The organism is Arthrobacter sp. UNCCL28 (assembly GCF_900102805.1).
Lineage (GTDB): Bacteria > Actinomycetota > Actinomycetes > Actinomycetales > Micrococcaceae > Arthrobacter > Arthrobacter nicotinovorans_A.
The window spans coordinates 205,069-223,267 of record NZ_FMWE01000007.1; the positions used below are offsets into that span (position 1 = coordinate 205,069).

Here is an 18,199-nt window from a genome sequence, read left to right on the forward strand (position 1 = left end):
CGGTAGTATCGGCAGGTAATTGACGAAACTCTTGGGGGATTGTTTTTTATGACGGAAATTCAGGGGCAGCTGTCTTTCACGAAGGACGCAGCCCGGGACTTGGAACTCCAGGAGTATGGGCTTGATCCCGCCGTGGATTCCACGCTCCTTCCCAACGCCGCCGTTATGAGCGCCCTGCAGAACCTTGTGAGGCTCGCCACGGAGCTGTGCGGTGCGCCGTTTGGCGTGGTCAACATCATCAGTGCGGAGTACCAGCACCAGATTGGCGCCTGGGGAGTGGACCCGGGGGTGTGCTCCCGTGAAGACTCCATGTGCGCCAAGGTTTTCCTCTCCCGCGAGAGGACCGTGGTGGCGGATGCGTCCAAGGACCCCCGCTTCGCAGACAATCCTTTTGTTACCGGCGAGATCGGCGATGTCCGCTTTTACGCCTCAGTTCCCCTGCAAACCGAGTCCGGGTTCGTCCCCGGAACCCTGTGCGTTTTCTCGGACAAGACCAAGGAATTGACCCCTGAACAGGTCAGCATGCTGGAAGTCCTGGCCAAGCAGGTAGTGGAGTTGCTTGAACTCCAGCACCGCACCGTCCAGTTGGACCGTACCTATTCCGAGTTGCGGGAAAGCAACGCGAAACTCGCCGGCTTTGCGGGCCGCGTCAGCCATGATCTCCGCATCCCCCTGACCACCATCCTCGGCTACGTGGAACTGGTTGAGGACGACCCCGACGTCGAACCCCAAAGCACCGCTGCACAGTACCTGGACCGGATAGGTGCCAGCGGCCGCCGAATGCTGGGCATGCTCGAGGACGTCCTGAGCTACTCCCGCGTGGGTGGCGGCATCCAGCCGGTCACGGTGTCACTGCGCGAGGTAGCCCAGGAGGTTGCCCGTGACCTCGGCATTGAGAACGACGACGTCGTGGAGGTCCAGGAGCTCCGGTTCCAGGCAGACCGCGGCCAGCTCCGCACCCTGCTGCAGAACCTCGTTTCCAACGCCATGAACTACCGCAGCCCGGAGCGTGAGCTGCGGGTCCGGATCAGCGGGGTGTCGAACTATCACGGTGCCACCGTTTTCGTAGCGGACAACGGCAAGGGCATCGCCCCGGAGGACCTCGCAAAGGTACTGGAACCCTTGGTACGCCTGCGCAGGCAAGGCGACGGCCCCGGCTCAGGTCTCGGCCTGGCTACCTGCAGCAGCATCGCGAAAGCACACGGCGGCGACCTCACCCTGGCAGAAACTCCCGGCGGCGGTACAACAGTGGCCGTCAGTTTCCCCTCCGGAAGCTGACCCCGGCCAGCGCGTTCAGGGTCGCCGAACTGACAGGGCCGCCGAACTGACAGAACGTAACCCACGACGGCGGCAGGTCGCCGTCGTGCGTTAATCAACGGTGATTGGGCTACTTGCCGTTGCCCTTGCCGCTTTCGGACTTCTTGCCGCTCTTGCCCTCGCTCTTTTGAGCTGCGAGTTCCTTGCCGCTTAGTGGCGCTTGTTCGACGACCGGCTGACCGGCTGGCACCGTGCCAAGTTCCGGCTGGGTGGTCTCGGGAAGGTTGACGACCTCGGCCGGGCCCGGATCCGCGGCTTTTGGAGCGGCGGGGGCGGTTGCCGAGGGCCCAGGTCCTTCGGGCGCATCCGGGGCGGTTCCCGCGGGGTCCCGCGTCACTTCGGGTGTGGCGGGTTGGGGGTCGGCCTGGGAGATTCCGGGGTCGGCAGGTTGTGACGGATCGGGCGTATTGCCTGCCAATCCAATGCCCTGGGCCAGCAGCAACAGGGCGATTGGAATGGTCACAGCTGCCGCCGCCACGCCCCGCACCGTCTTGGGACGACGTTTGCTGAAGCTCTGGATGCTGGTGATGGTGGCTTGCTTCCGGGTCGCTGAGCGCAGCGGGCCCTGAGGGGGCACCGCCGTCAGCACTGCAGTCCTGCGCCCGGTTTGAATCCCGTCCGCGGCAAGCGACTGTTCCACCTCTTGAGCGGCCGGGCGCTTTTCGGGATCCATGTCGGTCATGGCTTCCAGGAGCGAGCGCAACGGGGCGGGCAGATCCAGGGGTATTTGGGGCGCGCGGTGGAGGCGGGCCGACGCTGTTTCGATGGGAGTCCCAGGGTATTCCGCCCTACCCGTAAGGCATTCGAGCAGAACCAGGCCCAACGAGTAGATGTCGCTCGCCGGGGTCAGATGCAGGCCCTGGGCCTGTTCGGGGCTCAGGTACTGGGCCGTACCGACGGTGAACCCGGTAGCAGTCAGGCGGTGGTCGTTCATCACCAGTGCAACACCGAAGTCCGCCAGCTTTACAGACCCACCCAGCACGTCGTCGTCGGAGACCAGGATGTTGGCCGGCTTGATGTCGCGGTGGATGACACCTTTGGCGTGGACTTGGGACAGGGCCCCGGCCAGCCGGGTTCCGATGCGTGCGGTCTCCGGAATGGTGAGGGGTCCCTCGGAGAGCATGGCACGCAGATCGCGGCCTTCGGCCAGTTCCATGACCAGGTAGGCGCGCTCTTCGTCATTCCTCGTGTCCACCCCGGCATCCAACGCTGCCACCAGCCCGGGGTGGTCGAAGGCGGCCAGCAACCGCATTTCGTTTTCCTGCCGGGCCCGGAATGAGTCGTCGCCGGAGCCGGGGAGGAAGATCTTGATGGCTACATCGCGGCCGAGCAGCAGGTCTGTTGCCTTGTAAACGGCAGACATGGCGCCTCGGCCCAGCACGGGTCCCAACTGGTAGCGGCCGTCCAGTGTGTCGTCGATGGAATCGGGGACACGGGAGTCCACGGCCTCGTCATTGTTGCCCACGAAATGTCACGTCCTTCAGGCATACCTGGAGCCACGGACCCAACCACTGTCCTTGTGTCACCCAGCAATGCCGTCAATCAAACTTTCACGATGGCCGCGCGGCCAATCTGCTTTAGCCACGTGCGGCCCAGGCAAGGAGCCCAAACAGCATCATCCGGTTTCACCAGATAAGTTATCAGGATACTGATTAAATCGCTGGAAGAACAATGGGGCCAGCTGCATTGCGGCGGATGTCAGGCCTCGCGCAACTGATCCACCGCCGCCCGCAACTTGCCTGCGGGCACGCCCAGGGCCCATTCGGCAACATCGGTAACGAACCGCGTAAACGCTTCATAATCAAAGGAGCCGGGGTTGTTGGCGTAGGAGCCGACGCCGTCGATCGCCACCCAGATCCGGATGCAGGCAGCGAATGGATCGTCCACGGCGAAGTCACCCGACGCCCGGCCATCTTCAATAAGCGCGGTCAGCCGGGTTCGGTCCAGATGCTCCTGCGCCAGCATGGCCTCGGCCAACGCGGGAATAAAGCGGCAGAGGTGCCTCGCGTTGAGCCATAGCCGGGTCAACGCAAAGGCCCCGTTGCCTTCGATGCGTGAAACCAAATGGGCCATGCGGTGCAGGGGAGTTCCGTCATCGGGAAACAACTCTTCCCGCTCCTCCGAAACGGCGAGGACAAAGGCTGCAACCACCAGGTCTTCGGCGGCCGGATAGTAATGGCTGATCAGGCCGGGCCGGACACCCAGCCGGTCCGCGACGGCGCGGAGGGTAATCCGCTCGAGCCCCTCAGCCAAGGCAATGGACGCGGCCTCGGAAAGGATTTCTGCGCGGCGCTCGTCAGGTAATTTCCGGACACGTTGGGGCGGGGGGCTTGACACCATGATCGACAGTCTATTGGATTAGTGACCAATAGCACGTTGGTCACGCGACCAATAGCATCACCGGGCCGGTATCCCATCGTCGTGAGCCGGTCTTTGCCCGAGAGGAACAGCGTTGTCCCAGCCCCATGTCACTGATCCGGTCAGCTATCCGGAACCCCTTGCCCACCCCGAAACCCGCGGCATCGAACTCATCGAGGCCTCGGAACGGCACGGCCGCGCCCGCGATCTCTTCCCCGTATGGGCGGCCCCCAACGTCAGCGTCCTGAATTTCACAGTCGGCGCCTCACTGATCCTGCTCGGCTTGGAACTGTGGCAGGCCCTTCTTGTCATCGTCGCCGGCAGCCTCCCATGGATCCTCACCGGAATCGTTGCCACCAGCGGCCCGGCCGCGGGAACATCCGGCTCGGTCATCACCCGCGCGATCTACGGGATCCGCGGCAACAGGGTGGTGGTCGCTTTCTTTGGCTGGTTCATTTCCGCCGTCTTCCTGGCCCTGAACTGGCTGGCGTCCTCCTTCATGGGCGCTGAACTCCTGGCACAGCTTGGCTTCACGGATCCCGTAGCCGGCCCGGTGATCGTCACCATCGTCGTGGCCGCGATTACCGTCGTGGTGGCAGTGTTCGGCCACAGCCTGATCCTCCGCAGCTACCCCGTGGTGGCCTCCGTGCTGCTGGCCATCTTCCTGCTGGTGACGGCGTTCGTCCTGCCCCATGTGCAATGGGATTATGCCGCCCCGGCACCGCTTGAAGGTGCTGGGCTGTGGTCTGCCGCGACCATTGGCTTCGCCATTCTGGCCTCCACTCCCCTGTCCTACAGCAACAGCCCGGACCTGGCCCGCTACCTCCCCGCGAACACCAAGCGCTCGCACATCATCGCGGCCACGGCCTTCGGAGGGGCGTTGCCGTGCATGTTCTTCACGGCCGTGGGCGCATTGCTGGCCACCGGCATCAACCCGGCAGCCATGGACCTCGGCATCGAGTCTGCACTCCTGTCCCTGCTCCCGGCCTGGCTGGGACCGATCTTCGTAGTGGGGGTCATCATCAACACGATCTCGCTGAACGGCATGACCACCTACACCGCCAGCATGGCGTTCCAGTCCATCGGCGTCCCGATCCGGCGCATCCCATCAGCCATTGTGGTCGGGGGCATCGGCGCGGCGCTGACCATCTACCTCGTCATGTCCACCAGCCTCCTGGACGCCGTCAACCTGATGCTTCAACTTCTGGTCCTGATTTCCGGGCCCACCATGACCATCTTCGCCGTGGACGTCATCCTTCGCCGCAACAGCTACAAGGGCGAGGAACTCTTCAATGAGAAACCGGGCGGCCCGTTCTGGTACAGCCGCGGCTGGCACATCCCGGGCATGCTCGCGGTGGTCCTCGGCGCCGCCGTGGCCTCACTCTTCCTCACCAACGCCGTATGGACCGGACCAGTCTCGGCTGCCATGGGCTTCCTGGATCTCTCCGTACCCGTCTCCATGATCGTCACCGCCGGCGTGTACATCGCATTGACCCCTTCCCTGCGCCGCAGCACCACCACACCATCCGTCACCCAAGGAGCGCATGCATGAACGCCCCCACCGGCCACCACCCATCCCGCTATCCCGGCGCCACCGGCCAGCCAACGCTGGACACCTGGCAGGAAGGGCCGCACAACCGTTGGACGTTCGCGCACCTTGGCGAGATCGTCCCGACGGCGACAGTTTCCCGCCGCCTCCCTGACGCCTCCGCTGCGGCTGCTGGCAGCTTGAACAGCCTGGGGCTCCCGGACCTGTTGCACCGGCTCGAAGAGACTTATACCGATGCCTTCCTGGTCCTGCACCACAACCAGGTCATCGCAGAGTACTACCGCCCCGGCTTCGCACCCGATGACCTGCACTTGGTGATGAGCGTTTCAAAGTCCATGTGCGGGCTGGTAGTGGGGGCCTTGATCGATTCGGGAGAGATTGTCCCCACTGCGCGCGTGGTGGACTACATCCCGGAGCTCGCCGGCTCCGCCTACGACGGTCCCACCATCCAGAACGTGCTGGATATGGCCATCCATCTCGACTACAGCGAGGACTATGTGGATCCAGCATCCGAGGTCCAGACCCATGACCGTTCCGCAGGGTGGCGCACCCGCCGCCCCGGAGACCCCCAAGACACCTACGCATTCCTGACCACGCTGACCGGGAACGGCACCGCGTCCGAATTCCAGTACTGCTCGGCCAACACCGATGTTCTTGCCTGGGTCATCGAGCGCGTCACCGGGCTGCGCTACTCCGAGGCCCTGTCCACGTATCTGTGGTCCAAACTCGGTGCAGACAGGGACGCCACCATTACCGTGGATTCCGCCGGCTTCGGCTTCGCGAACGGCGGGGTTTCCTGCACCGCCCGGGACCTCGCCCGGGTGGGGCAGCTAATGCTCGACGACGGCGAAGCTCCCCTTGGCAGGGTGGTTTCCCCGGAGTGGGTTGGGAACATCCTCAATGGCGGGGATCGCGAGGCCATGGTGGACTCCTCTTTCACCGCCATCCACCCCGGCGGTTCCTATACCCGGCAGTGGTGGTGCACGGGCAACGAAAGAGGCAACGTCACGGGAATCGGCATTTACGGCCAGTACCTGTGGATAGACCCACCCACCCAGACCGTGATGGTGAAACTGTCCACCTGGCCGGAGCCGGAAAGCGAACACCTCCACCAACTCCAAAACCAGCTGCTCCTGGACGTGAGCCGCTCCCTGGACAGCCTGGTCGCGGCAGATGCAGCCGCCGCGGCAGCAGAAGACGAAGATGCAGCAGCAGACGAAGCCACCCCCAAAAGCAAGGACAAAGCAGCGTGACCACCCAGCTCTACACCAACGCCCGAATCTTCACCTCCGATACCCGCCGCTGGGCCGAGGCCATCCTCGTCCAGGGCGAATGCATCCTGTACGTCGGCGACGCCGATACCGCCGAGCGGCTCAGGCCCGACGCCGAACGGGTTGACCTCGAAGGCCGCCTGGTGGTCCCCGGGTTCGTGGATGGCCACGCCCACGTCGTCGGCACCGGGGAAGCTTTGGGACAGGTCAGCCTATGGGGAGCCAAATCCGTGGAGGAGATCCAGCACCGCATCAAGGCACGGGCCGCAGAACGCCCGAACGCTGACCGGATCCTGGCCACCGGCTGGCTGCACGGCGCCATTCCCGGTGGTGTGCCTGATGCGGCGATGCTCGACGCCGTAGTTCAAGACAGGCCAGTGTATGCCTTCGCCTACGACTTCCACTCCGTGTGGGTGAACACTGCGGCGTTGGCTGAACTCGGCATTGATCACCACACGCAGAACCCGCACGGCGGCACCATCAAGCGGGATTCGCACGGGCACGCCACCGGCTACATCGACGAGAACGCCTTCTACGACATAGTGCTCCCCTACCTCGATGCTCAGGTCAGTAAAAGCGAACACGAGGCCAGCATCGCCGCCGTCCAACATGCCTACCGCGAAACCGGCGTGACCACCGCCTGCGACATGGGTTTCAACGAGACCGACCTTGAGGCCTTTATCCGGGCCGACAAAGACGGCACCCTGACCAGCCGGCTCATCGCCTACTGGAGGGTCAACAACGCTGGATCGGCGGAGGAAAACATTGCCCAGGTTCAGCGGGCGGCCGCGCTCGCCGTCGAACATGTTTCGCCTTTCCTGCGGGTGGTGGGCATCAAGGTCATCATTGACGGCACAATCGACGGCTGCACCGCCACCCTCGGCATGCCGTACGCCGATGGTTCGAATGCGGAGCCGATCTGGAGCCTCGAGGAACTCGCACCCGTGGTTGCAGCGGCAGATGCTGCCGGGTTGAAGGTTGCCATGCACGCGATCGGCGATGAATCGGTCCGGATCGCGATCGGAGCGGTGGAGCACGCCGTGGCGGAGAACGGCCCCCGCGAACGCCGCCACCGCATTGAGCATCTGGAGTTGGTGGACAGGGCCGACGTCGATCGCCTCGCCTCCCTGGGGATTACCGCGAGTATGCAGCCGGTCCACGCTGATCCTGCCATTAGCGGGAACTGGTGCGCCAAGCTGGGCGACGACCGCGTGGAACGCGGCTTCCCGTGGCCGTGGATCACTGCCGCCGGCGCCCGCTTGGCCTTTGGTACGGACTCGCCCACTTCCCCGCACGCACCATTGCCCAACATGTACGTAGCCACCACGCGCGCGTCCGCCTTGGATCCCTCAGCGGGCACCAACGTCCCGGAATTCGCCCTGCCACTGGCCGAGTCGATCGAACACGCCACCCGCGATTCAGCCTGGACGTGTGGGGCAGAACATCACATCGGCCGCCTGGCTGCCGGGTTGTACGCAGACTTCTTGGTCCTGGACACCGACGCCTTCGCCGCAGACGCGCCACAGGTGCTGCTGGAAGCAAAGGTCCTGCGGACAGTGGTCGGCGGGCGCACGGTGTACGCAGCTGACCCAACCGAGCGGCACTAGCCGCAGCAAGGCGCCCGACGGCGACCTCCCGCCGTCGGGCGCTTCCTTACGTGACGTACGGAACTGCGGCCGCCGTGCCCGCAAGGCACAATGGAAGGCATGACCCTCACGACTTTCGCCCTCGTCCGCCACGGCCAGACCGACTGGAACGCGGAGCGGCGGTTGCAGGGTTCCACCGATATTCCCCTCAACGACGTCGGCCGGGAACAGGCGCGCGAAGCCGTCGCGTTCCTCTCGGATCAGCCGTGGGACACCGTGGTGTCCTCGCCGCTGAGCCGCGCGGCCGAAACGGCGGAAATCATCGCAGACGGGCTCGGACTGAAGGTGGCCCGGCTTGTTCCCGAGCTCACCGAACGCAGCTTTGGCCCCGCGGAAGGCCTGCAGGCAGGCCCTGAGCTTGAGGCATTGCGCATCCCTGGCGGATTCCGCGGCGGCGAAAGCGATGAAGCTGCCGCAGACCGGGGCATCGCAGCCCTGGAAGAGCTGGCCCGTGAATTCGCCGGCAAACGGGTCCTGGTGGTCGCGCATGGCACCTTGATCAGGCTGACCCTGAGCCGTGCCATCGGCCGCACCTTGGACAGCGTCCAGAACGCGGTCCTGAACCTGGCACACCACCACGTGTCGGACGGCTGGCAGTTGGAGTACTTCAACGGCGAGCGCGTCCGGGTGGACATCGAAGCCTGAGTTCAGCGGCTACCGACGGTTTCCCGCTGCAGGTTTGAGGGCGGCATCCAACAAACGGTCAAAGCTGGATACTCCGCTCCGGGGCGGAACTGCCGTGATCACTGCCCGCCACTTCACCGGGGCGTCCTCGTCCTGGGCAAGGACCCGCTGAACCTGTACCCGCAATCCGGCCACGCCGCTGACCAGGAGCGGCCATGGCTCGCCAGTCCTGGCCAGATGATGAAGTTGCTTCACTGATAGCGCCTCGCTGGCGTTCCCCGTCACCTCGGCAATGGTGTCATTCACTCTTGCGGTGACTCCCCGCATGAAGTTCCTGCGCGCTGCCATGACAGGAAGCGTAAGGATTCCTGCGAAGACCACCGAGAACACGGCGACGGCGCCGATGCTTCTGAAGGCTGGCAGGAAGACCGTCAGAAGCAGGCCGATAAGCACCCCCAGCACGCCAAAGATGACGAACTTCACGGCGGGTTCATCGCCGGTTCTCCTTTCCCACTGAACCACCGTGACCGTGCCTTTGATGGAAAGCCGCTGCTCCGGATTTTTCATGGCTGGGGCCCCTTCACTTCCATGAGCGCTTCGGCGAGGATGACTGCCTCGCGGGCTTGCCTCAGATCGCCGGGCAATCCAAGGTCCGGTATCGATGCGCCGGCACCCTTGGCCCCGGCGAGTTCATAAAGGACTGTGTTGAGGTTGCGCCGGTCTTGCTGCACCGCACGGGACGCCTTCAGTTTGGCCGCGGCGGTTTCAAGCTCTGCCAGCGACTTTTGGATAGCGTCGCGCCGGCCTCGTAGCTGGTGCATCTTTTCATTGATGCGTGTTGTCTGCGCATGGTGGAGTGCCACCATTTTCACAGCGGTGTCGTGGAGTTCACCAAGGGCGGCGTACTTCTCCGGCCCACCAGTGTGGCGGTCCAATTCCATCGACACACGGGCCCTGCGATGTTCCCACTTCAAGGAAGCGGCCTGGTACTTTTCCAGCAGCACTGAGACTGCGCCGAGTGCCTTGAGGACGGACCGGAGCCGGGATCCGAGGTGGGCAGCGGCGTCGTCCAGCCTCTGGATAAAGGCTGCATAATTGTCCGGAGGCGAAGCGTTGTCCGGCGGCGAAGCGTTGTCCGGCGGCCTCATGGGCCAGCCACCCTGGTGGATGGGCATGCTGCACGCGCCCGCTGCGGGGTCCGACCCCGCCCACAAAAGCGGGAGCCCGGCAAGGAAAACGCTCCCCACACGCCCATGCAAAGAGGATAGTGGGTCCGGCGCGGTTGTCATAGGCCTCGTGCTGACACCTCGCACGGGATGCCTGGCACGAAAGCCAATCACCGATAGTGTTGTCTCGACTGAGGACCACTCAGCCTGGACATGAAGCACCCTTGGGGGAATGAAGTGAAAAAGTTTGCGCTGCATAGCGTCGGAATTTCGGCACTGGTGATGATGGCATTGACCGGATGCGGCGGGTCCACGGGATCCACGGGGTCCACTGGGTCGGCCACGCAGGAGGCGTCCCCATCGCAGGCTCCCGCCACAGCCAAGCAGTACACCAATGACGAGCTCATGGCACTGGTCAAGCAGGTCAAGAGCCCTTCGGGCAAGGAATTGACCGTTGCCTCCAGTGATGAGCTCTCCCAGGAAAATCCCATGAAGGCACTCCTGAGCATGTTCACTGTGGAACCGGCCGAATGTAAGGACCTTGGAACCCTGGGCGGATCAGAGGTCCTTGAGGGGTCAACAACGGCTGCCGGCGCAGACCTCGACGCTGAGTCCGGAGTAATGACCATGGTGACCCTGACCTCAGGCGTTGACGTCCAGAAGCTGCAGGAGAGCATCGAGAAGAGCAGCGCCCAAGCCAACAAGTGCGCCAAGATGACCCTGTCCATGTCCGGCCAATCCATGAACGTGGCCACCGAAAAATTTGAGGGCATCAGCACGGTCCCGGGAACGGTCGGATACAAGACGGCCATGTCATCGGCCAGCGGTGCGTCGCAGACCACCTACATGGCCTACGCCATCAAAGACGGCGTCCTGATCTCCGCTACTGCATCCGGCAAGGGCGCCGAGGCCACGGGCGTCGCCAATGCCGGCGCAATGATGGACCAAGCCGCTGCCCTGATCAAGTAGGCGGCGCTTCAGTGAGCTTCAGTAAATAGCGACTGGGTTCGCTAAGCCACAGGCAAGGGCCGTGATCCTCGAGGAGGTTCACGGCCCTTGCTGTTTGTGTGCGGCCCTTTTCAGCGGCGCGGGGATGCCTCCAGCACCATTGCCGCCAATTCTTTCGCTACGGAAACCGCCTGGGGCTGTGCGTCGAGGTTGGAGCCGGCGACTGCCCCGTCATAGAGGAGGCAAAGCCGGGCGGAGACATCCTCCGGGCGCGCGAAGGCTTCCTCCTCGCAGAGCGAGACCATGGCATTGGCCAGCCAATCGCGGAAGGTGCGCAACGCGGTGGACTCAACACTGCCCGGACGGGCTTCTGCGTTGGCATTGGCGAATGGGCAACCCTTGTAGCCTGGCTCGGCAACGGCTTCCTCGAGTGCCTCGAAAATGGCCAGCAGCTTATCCACCGGCTTGTCCAACCCTTGCTGGAACCGGGCAATTCGGTCCCGCCGGCGCTGGTCCCGGCCCGCCAAGTAAGCGGCTATGAGCTCGTCCTTGCCGGAAAAGTTGTAGAACAGCGAACCCTTGGCCACACCGGCTTCTTCGATGACCCGGTCAATCCCCACAGTGTGGACGCCCTCGGAGTAGAACAACTTGTCTGCGGCATCGAGGAGTCGTTGTCGTGCTGGAACCTTGGTTGCGGACATGCAAACAGCCTATCAGACAGATCTGTCTAAAACTTCTTGACTTTATTGAACAGACCTGTCTAACTGAGGTGATTAGACCGTCCTGTCCAAGGAGTCCCCCGTTGCCTCGTTCCACCCCTTCAAAATCCTCGTTCGTCGGGCTCGCAGCAGTGTTTGCAGCATTCTTTTTCGCAGCAGGAGCACCGACGCCGCTGCTCTCCCTGCGCCAACAGGAGTGGGGCTTTTCGGCCTCCGCACTGACCATCGCCTTCTCCATCTACGCGATCGGGCTCTTGGTTGCCCTCCCCATCGGGGGCACATTGTCGGATCATCTTGGAAGGCGTCCGGTGATGCTGATCGCCCTCTCCGGCGAACTGCTTTCCATGATCGTCTTCATCATGGCCCCCAACATCACGTGGGTGATCATCGCTCGAGCGGCTCAGGGCCTTGCCACCGGACTGGCCACTTCCGCTTTCAACGCAGCCATCACTGAACACGCTCCGGCGAACCGCAAGAAGATCGCCGGGGGGCTTGCAGCCGCATCCGTGGCAGGCGGACTGGGCCTGGGAGCCCTCGTCACCGGCGCCGCCGTCCAATTCACGCCGGACGCCAATACCTTGATCTTCGCTATCCTTGCGGTCATCATGGCCGCGGCCATCGCATACGTGAGCTTCACCGCGGAAACAGTGGCTGCCAAACCGGGTGCTTTGCGTTCACTCGTCCCCCGACTCAGCCTGCCGGCGTCGATTCGCCGCGAATTTGGCGCAGGCCTTCCGGTGCACATCGCGGGCTGGATGTTCCCGGCCCTGTTTTTGGGACTCTCCCCGGCATTGCTCCGGCTCCAATTCGGGCTGGACGGAGGCCTCGTGGCAGGCTTCACGGCGTTCCTGGGTCCGTTCACTGCCGCTGCTGCGGGCTTCTACTTCACCCGGCATCCCGCCCGGCACAGCACCCTGGCAGGAGTGTCCCTGATCCTCGCCGGAATCGTCGTGGTCCTGATCGGGATCAGCGCCCCATGGCTGCCTGCCATCTGGATTGGCGCCGTGCTTGGAGGCGTTGGTTTTGGCGGCTCCTTCGGCGGCCAACTTCGCTTGATTGCACCCTTGGTTGAACCCCGGCAACGTGCCGGTGTTTTCGCAGGCATCTACACCGCCGCCTACCTTGCCTTCAGCATCCCGGTTGTCATCGCAGGCTTGCTGGTACCCGCATGGGGGCTCGTCCCGACACTCCAGGCTTACGGCGGAACTCTCCTGGTTTTCGCCGCCTTGGGCGTCGTGATTCAGGCTGTCCGCTTGCGGCAACAACCCGCTGCTGAGCACAATCCACTGCCGGTGAGGGTGGGCGCCTGAATCCGGACGCCCCCACCTCAGGAAGGGAAGTTAGCTGGCTTCCAAGCGCGCCTTCAACTGCTCGGCGTAGTCCGTGTAAGCCGCAGCAATTTCTTCCAAGTCAACCGTCTGGGGGAAGTCGATCACGGGCTGGTGCTCCGCCAGGAATGACGTAGTTTCTTCAACCACACGCTGCTCGTCGAAGCCACCCAGGCCTGCCTCGGACAGGAAATCCGGGTTGGTGTGGACCAGGGATTCCCCGGTTTGGCCTTCCGAGGCCCACCGGACCAGGTACTCGTTCTGATTGACAAGTTCAATGTCGAATGACTTCTCCATAGCAGCAGCCTAACGCCCGACGCGCCGTTCGCCGGCAGGAAGCCCGGGCCGAAGCGGACGCCTTCGGACCATCCCGTCACGCAAGGGGCCCGGAACTTACGCAATGACCCCTTAACGCAAGAAAGCGCACGACGGCGGCCACCCGGCGTCGTGCGCTTTCTTGCGTTTTGCGGCGGCTGCTTAGACCTCCGGGCGACGTTCGACGACGGTGTGGGGGTCGCCTCGGCGTTCAACAACAGTGCGACGCGTCCTGTTGGACATGGCGATGGAGATGATGAGGCCGATAACACCGACCACCATCAGGATGTAACCCACCAGGACCTGGTCCAGGAAGGGGATGAGTCCGGGGGCGAGCGCGAAAGCCAGAATAGCTCCGATGGCGATCAGGGCAATGGAAGAACCAATTCTCATAACGTGCTCCTCGTATACGTTCGGCGCGTGGTCAGGGGTCTTCGGCCGAATCTATACAGTCAGCATACTTATGAATGGGTACTCCTGCCAGCAATTTAAACTCTTCCGGCGGGCCGCCCGTCGGCGACGGAAGCGACCGTCAGCAGGGAAAACGCCCGTCGGCAGCGGGAGCGCCCGTCAGTGGCGGGCTGCCCGTCAGTGACCGTAACGCGCGGCCACCCTGCCGATCGCATCCTCCGGCGTTGGCGCAGGCCCGAAGACCTGCTCCTGGCGGCTGGTGTCCGCAACGTACTTCCCGGTCTCGAACCACGCCACCATACTTGCCATGTCCCCCACCAAGGGGAGGACTTTTGCCGTGACTTTGCCCAGCCCGGCAATGGCGCCCGCGGGAACGGTCATCACTTTGACCGGCTTGCCGGCCCGCTGGGAGGCGATGCCTGCAGCTTCCTGGATACTGACGGGCCGGCTCCAGCCGATGTCGATGCGCTCACCCTCAACGATGTCGGCGTCGACGGCCTCGGCCAGGTATCGGGCCACGTCACTGGCCAGGACAAAGGTCAGCCGGGCCTCCTTGGAACCGAGCCATACAAAGCGCCCCTTCGCGAAAGGGTCACCACCCATGCCCACCGCTTGGTCAAAGAAGGCGCCAGGCCGGAGCGCCACGAAGGGAACGCCGAGCTCCTGGAGCTTGTCCTCAGCCAGTTTTTTGTTCCAAAAGTGGGGGATCTGCGGGGTCTGGTCACTGGTGACAATGCTGGTCAGCACAAAGCGGGGGACGCCTGCAGACTTGGCGGCGACTGCAAGGTTGCTGTTGCCGAAGGTGTCGATTTCCTTGGCGTTCTTGTCGTTCCTCGTATATCCGGCCGCTGTCGAGATGACCGCGGAAACACCGGTCATGGCCGCGATCAAGGAGGCGGTGTCAAGCATGTCTCCCCGGGCGATCGCGACACCTTTGGCCTCGAGCTTGGCGGCATTGGACTTGGGCCTCACCAAGGCGCGGACGCTCTTTCCCCGCTTGAGGAGCTCGTCCACCACCTGGCCGCCCAGGAACCCGGTGGCACCAACAACAAGGACAGGCAGGTCTTGGGCCACGGTTTCTCCTCGGGGGTTTGGTCCTATGGTCAGTGGTAGCACGCCGCGGGAGCCTCGGGCTAGGGTACATTTCCCATCACGGCAATAGTGCACCCTCAGTGCAGTCTTTGCACTAATGGATGAAAGCACCAGCATTCTGTCCCTGGCCATCGGCGCCCGGGTGAAACAAGAGCGCCAAACCCGCGGATGGACACTCGATCAACTGGCCGAAGCCGCCGGCGTGAGTCGCCGCATGAAATCAACGTGGAACAGGGGGCCGCGAATCCCAGCGTCGGAACCCTGCTGCGCACGAGCGTGTCCTTGACCCTGGTTCCGGCTTTGGTGCCGAACAGCGTTCGGTCCGGACCGCATCCCGGACTGCCTCAGCCGTCCGGCGGGTGAGGCCGACTAGGATCTGATCCATGGCCAGGATTGAGGACTACGCGATTATCGGGGACCTGAACACCGCTGCTTTGGTGGGGCGAAGCGGATCCATTGACTGGATGTGCTTGCCACGGTTCGACTCCCCGGCCTGCTTCGCGTCCTTGCTGCACAATCCCGACGCCGGCCGCTGGCTCCTCGCCCCCGCAGGAATCCCCGAGGGAGCCACCTGCACCCGGCGCCAATACCGCGAAGACACACTGATCCTGGAGACCGAATGGGAAGTGGACGGCGGGGCGGTCCGGGTCATCGACTTCATGCCGGTCCGGGACGACGCCGTGGACCTGGTGCGGATCGTGGAAGGTATTTCGGGCGAAGTGGCCATGCAGATGGAGCTTGTCCTGCGCTTCGACTACGGCCGGGTGGTGCCATGGGTCAGGCACAGCAAGCACGGCATCAGCGCCGTAGCCGGCCCCGACTCGGCCTATCTGACCACCCATGCGCCCCTCCAAGGACGGGACAAACGTACTTACAGCGAATTCACGGTCAAGGCAGGCGAGCGCGTTCCGTTCGTGCTGCGATGGGCACCGAGCCATGAGCGGGAACCGCGACGGATCGACCCCTTCCGGGCCCTGACCGTCACGGAATCATTCTGGCTGGAGTGGATCGGCCGCAGTGAGATAGCAGGCAAATACAAGGAGCCGGTGGAGCGGTCCCTGATTACCCTCAAGGCCCTCACCTATGCGCCAACAGGCGGCATCGTGGCGGCGGCCACCACGTCCCTGCCGGAACAGGTCGGCGGCCCGCGAAACTGGGACTACCGTTACTGCTGGCTGCGCGATGCCACCTTGACCCTGCAATCGTTGCTCGCCGCCGGGTACACCGAAGAAGCCTCTGCGTGGCGGGACTGGCTGCTGCGCGCTATCGCCGGCGACCCGTCGGAACTTCAGATTGTGTACGGGCTCGACGGCGCCCGGAGACTTCCCGAGGCAGACATCCCGTGGCTTTCCGGTTATGAAGGGTCACTTCCCGTACGCACGGGAAATGCGGCAGCTCCCCAGCTGCAACTCGATGTGTGGGGCGAGGTCCTGGACGGGCTGTCCCTGACCCGGGCCGCTTTTCACGACGGTACGGTGGATAATTCCTGGGACATCCAGGTGGCCCTCATGGAGTACCTCGAAGGGGCATGGGACCAGCCCGACAACGGGCTCTGGGAGATGCGTGGACCGAGGCAGCATTTCACCCACTCAAAGGTCATGGCCTGGGTGGCTGCGGACCGCATGGTCAAGGGAGTGCGGAGCTCCGGGCTGCCCGGCCCGCATGACCGCTGGGCGGCACTCCGCAGCGAAATCCACAACGACGTCATGACCAAGGGGTTCGATGAGGACCTCAACACATTCGTGCAGGCATACGGCAGCAAGGAACTGGACGCCAGCCTGCTCCTGATCCCCCGCGTGGGCTTCCTTCCGCACAAGCACCCCCGGGTTTCCGGGACTGTGGATGCCATCCAGGATGCCCTCACCGATGACGGCCTGGTGCTGCGCTACCGGACCCAATCCGGGCACGACGGCCTGCCGGGCGATGAAGGCGTCTTCCTGGCGTGCTCGTTCTGGCTGGTGGATGCGCTGCTCGGCATCGGGCGTTCCCAGGAAGCAACCGAGCTCTTTGAGCGGCTGCTCACGCTGCGCAACGACGTCGGTTTGCTGAGCGAGGAATGGGACCCGCGGGCACAGCGGCAACTGGGCAACACGCCCCAGGCCTTCAGCCATTTCCCCCTCATTCACAGCGCGCTGCAGCTGCATCAGGGAGAGGCGCACAAGAGCGACACCCCGCTGGCTCACGGCAAACACCCCGGGCACTCCAGCGGCGCTACCCTCCGGAGTGATCCCCGCCTGCGCTAGCGGGCAGGTACTCCTTTTCACCTTTGTGGCGCGCTTCTTCCAAGTGGAGGTCCAACTTCCGTTCGGCCTCCCGACGGCGCTGCCCCACAGTCCTGAGCTGCTGGGTTGTGGGGTCTCCCCTGTCCTCTGTCGCTGCTGCGGAGGCCATATCGGGCCAGTCCTTCTCTTGTTCGGCCATAAGGAAATCGTCCCATCGCCAGTGCTTTTGCGATAGGAGAATCTGCGGTGCGCGGCCCGCCCTGCGTCCGGGCGCCTGGGTCACAGGGCGCCTGGGTCACAGGGCGCCTGGGTCACAGGGCGGGCTCCGCCTGCGCTAGCGGCGGGTGTCGTCCACTCCGGTGCCCTCGGTTTCGATGCGCTCCTTCCGGACCTCCTCGTCCACCCGGACATCATCGGTCACAGTGTCCTTTTCGAGGCGGACCCGCTCCACCGGAACGGTTTCCTTGTCCACCACCGGCTTTTCCTCGTGGAGGGTGACTTCGTGCTCACTCTCGGTCAGGTCCGGGCCGGACATGGCGTCCCCTGCATTCGCATCCGTAATGGGCTCGCGCTCCAAGCGGACTTCCTCGCGCTGCACGGGGACCGTGGTGGTGACGTTCTCAGTGGTGATGTACTTGCGCAGGCGGGCCCGGCCGGCGGCCTGCTTCTCGGTGCCTACGTTGAGCCTCTCTTCCGAGCGGGTCATGGCGTCGTCGTCGTTCCTGCCACCCTCGCCGCGATAGCTGCCGCCAGTGTCCATCGCGTCCCTGGTGCCGAGGGTGTCCTGGGTGCCCACTTGGTCCCGCGTGCCTACCGTGCCCGCGAAATTCGGGTCGCGATCAGTAGTTGTGTTGGTGCGCGCGTCTTCCCCGTGGCCGCTGAACCCGCGGCCGCCCTCGAGGCTGTAGTGCTGGTAGAGGCGGCTTTCCTCCCCCGGATCAAGGTGGCCGTCCTCGGCAACGCGCGGAGCGTCCTTGATGTGGTCCTTGCTGAACGGAACCACCACGTCGTCGCCTTCCACGGCGGCGTCCTGGAGCGGTATGAACGATTCCGAACTGCCAAAAAGTCCGGTCTTGACGGTCACCCAAGTGGGTTCGCCAGTGTCGTCGTCGGTGTAGAACGTGCCAATGGAGCCCACCTTGTCACCTTCTGTGGTGCGGACGTTCCCATTGAGGCCCATTAGACGGTCGATGTTTTCCCTCGCGAGCATGATGTCTCCTTGGAATGCGGTTC

The 18,199-nt window shown here is 63.9% G+C and carries 17 protein-coding genes; 8 read left to right on the forward strand and 9 right to left on the reverse strand.

Going from position 1 to position 18,199, the window contains the following annotated elements; translation table 11 throughout:
* The first annotated feature begins 48 nt into the window (after positions 1-48).
* Positions 49-1,278, forward strand: coding sequence for a GAF domain-containing sensor histidine kinase (locus BLQ01_RS18145; RefSeq protein WP_091553341.1), 1,230 nt, complete (start codon positions 49-51; stop codon positions 1,276-1,278).
* Positions 1,279-1,387: 109 nt separating this feature from the next.
* On the opposite strand, the gene BLQ01_RS18150 is transcribed toward BLQ01_RS18145, so the two are convergent.
* Together BLQ01_RS18150 and BLQ01_RS18155 are read right to left on the reverse strand one after the other, a co-directional pair.
* The gene (locus tag BLQ01_RS18150; protein ID WP_254779526.1) at positions 1,388-2,782 is read right to left on the reverse strand and encodes a serine/threonine-protein kinase; all 1,395 of its coding nucleotides are present in this window, start codon (positions 2,780-2,782) and stop codon (positions 1,388-1,390) included.
* 233 nt (positions 2,783-3,015) lie between these two features.
* Positions 3,016-3,657, reverse strand: coding sequence for a TetR/AcrR family transcriptional regulator (locus BLQ01_RS18155; protein WP_091553343.1), 642 nt, complete (start codon positions 3,655-3,657; stop codon positions 3,016-3,018).
* A 112-nt stretch (positions 3,658-3,769) separates the two neighbouring features.
* Here BLQ01_RS18155 and BLQ01_RS18160 point away from each other — a divergent pair, with 112 nt between their 5' ends.
* From BLQ01_RS18160 to BLQ01_RS18175, 4 genes are all read left to right on the forward strand, one after another.
* Positions 3,770-5,227, forward strand: coding sequence for a purine-cytosine permease family protein (locus tag BLQ01_RS18160; protein WP_091553346.1), 1,458 nt, complete (start codon positions 3,770-3,772; stop codon positions 5,225-5,227).
* Entirely contained in the window at positions 5,224-6,477 is a 1,254-nt protein-coding gene (locus BLQ01_RS18165; protein ID WP_091553348.1) for a serine hydrolase domain-containing protein, read from the forward strand. Before BLQ01_RS18160 ends, BLQ01_RS18165 begins: the two co-directional genes overlap by 4 nt.
* Positions 6,474-8,102: an amidohydrolase gene (locus BLQ01_RS18170; protein ID WP_091553350.1), complete on the forward strand. Its 1,629-nt coding sequence runs from the start codon at positions 6,474-6,476 to the stop codon at positions 8,100-8,102. The genes BLQ01_RS18165 and BLQ01_RS18170 overlap by 4 nt, the downstream gene beginning before the upstream one ends.
* A gap of 90 nt (positions 8,103-8,192) precedes the next feature.
* A complete protein-coding gene (locus BLQ01_RS18175; RefSeq protein WP_026543087.1) occupies positions 8,193-8,786 on the forward strand; it encodes a histidine phosphatase family protein in 594 nt (197 codons plus the stop codon).
* A gap of 9 nt (positions 8,787-8,795) precedes the next feature.
* Here the strand turns inward: BLQ01_RS18175 and BLQ01_RS18180 are convergent, their stop codons facing one another.
* Both BLQ01_RS18180 and BLQ01_RS18185 read right to left on the reverse strand, forming a co-directional pair.
* Entirely contained in the window at positions 8,796-9,332 is a 537-nt protein-coding gene (locus BLQ01_RS18180; protein WP_026543088.1) for a hypothetical protein, read from the reverse strand.
* Positions 9,329-9,940: a hypothetical protein gene (locus BLQ01_RS18185; RefSeq protein WP_091553353.1), complete on the reverse strand. Its 612-nt coding sequence runs from the start codon at positions 9,938-9,940 to the stop codon at positions 9,329-9,331. Before BLQ01_RS18185 ends, BLQ01_RS18180 begins: the two co-directional genes overlap by 4 nt.
* Before the next feature lie 228 nt (positions 9,941-10,168).
* On the opposite strand from BLQ01_RS18185, the gene BLQ01_RS18190 reads away from it, so the two are divergent.
* The gene (locus tag BLQ01_RS18190; RefSeq protein ID WP_091553355.1) at positions 10,169-10,900 is read left to right on the forward strand and encodes a hypothetical protein; all 732 of its coding nucleotides are present in this window, start codon (positions 10,169-10,171) and stop codon (positions 10,898-10,900) included.
* A 110-nt stretch (positions 10,901-11,010) separates the two neighbouring features.
* On the opposite strand, the gene BLQ01_RS18195 is transcribed toward BLQ01_RS18190, so the two are convergent.
* Positions 11,011-11,580, reverse strand: coding sequence for a TetR/AcrR family transcriptional regulator (locus tag BLQ01_RS18195; protein WP_091553358.1), 570 nt, complete (start codon positions 11,578-11,580; stop codon positions 11,011-11,013).
* A 101-nt stretch (positions 11,581-11,681) separates the two neighbouring features.
* Here BLQ01_RS18195 and BLQ01_RS18200 point away from each other — a divergent pair, with 101 nt between their 5' ends.
* Complete coding sequence (locus BLQ01_RS18200) at positions 11,682-12,908, forward strand: MFS transporter (protein WP_091553359.1); 1,227 nt, start codon at positions 11,682-11,684, stop codon at positions 12,906-12,908.
* 30 nt (positions 12,909-12,938) lie between these two features.
* Here the strand turns inward: BLQ01_RS18200 and BLQ01_RS18205 are convergent, their stop codons facing one another.
* From BLQ01_RS18205 to BLQ01_RS18215, 3 genes are all read right to left on the reverse strand, one after another.
* A complete protein-coding gene (locus tag BLQ01_RS18205; protein WP_026548546.1) occupies positions 12,939-13,223 on the reverse strand; it encodes a hypothetical protein in 285 nt (94 codons plus the stop codon).
* Between the two features lie 180 nt (positions 13,224-13,403).
* Positions 13,404-13,634: a DUF6458 family protein gene (locus tag BLQ01_RS18210; RefSeq protein ID WP_026543092.1), complete on the reverse strand. Its 231-nt coding sequence runs from the start codon at positions 13,632-13,634 to the stop codon at positions 13,404-13,406.
* Between the two features lie 195 nt (positions 13,635-13,829).
* Positions 13,830-14,726, reverse strand: coding sequence for an SDR family oxidoreductase (locus tag BLQ01_RS18215; RefSeq protein WP_026543093.1), 897 nt, complete (start codon positions 14,724-14,726; stop codon positions 13,830-13,832).
* A gap of 401 nt (positions 14,727-15,127) precedes the next feature.
* Here BLQ01_RS18215 and BLQ01_RS18225 point away from each other — a divergent pair, with 401 nt between their 5' ends.
* Positions 15,128-16,987, forward strand: a complete 1,860-nt coding sequence (locus tag BLQ01_RS18225) for a glycoside hydrolase family 15 protein (protein ID WP_091553362.1) — start codon at positions 15,128-15,130, stop codon at positions 16,985-16,987.
* Positions 16,988-17,300: 313 nt separating this feature from the next.
* Here the strand turns inward: BLQ01_RS18225 and BLQ01_RS18235 are convergent, their stop codons facing one another.
* Positions 17,301-18,176 carry a DUF2382 domain-containing protein gene (locus tag BLQ01_RS18235; RefSeq protein WP_091553363.1) on the reverse strand — a complete coding sequence of 292 codons (876 nt, stop codon included), beginning with the start codon at positions 18,174-18,176 and terminating at the stop codon, positions 17,301-17,303.
* Positions 18,177-18,199: the final 23 nt, after the last annotated feature.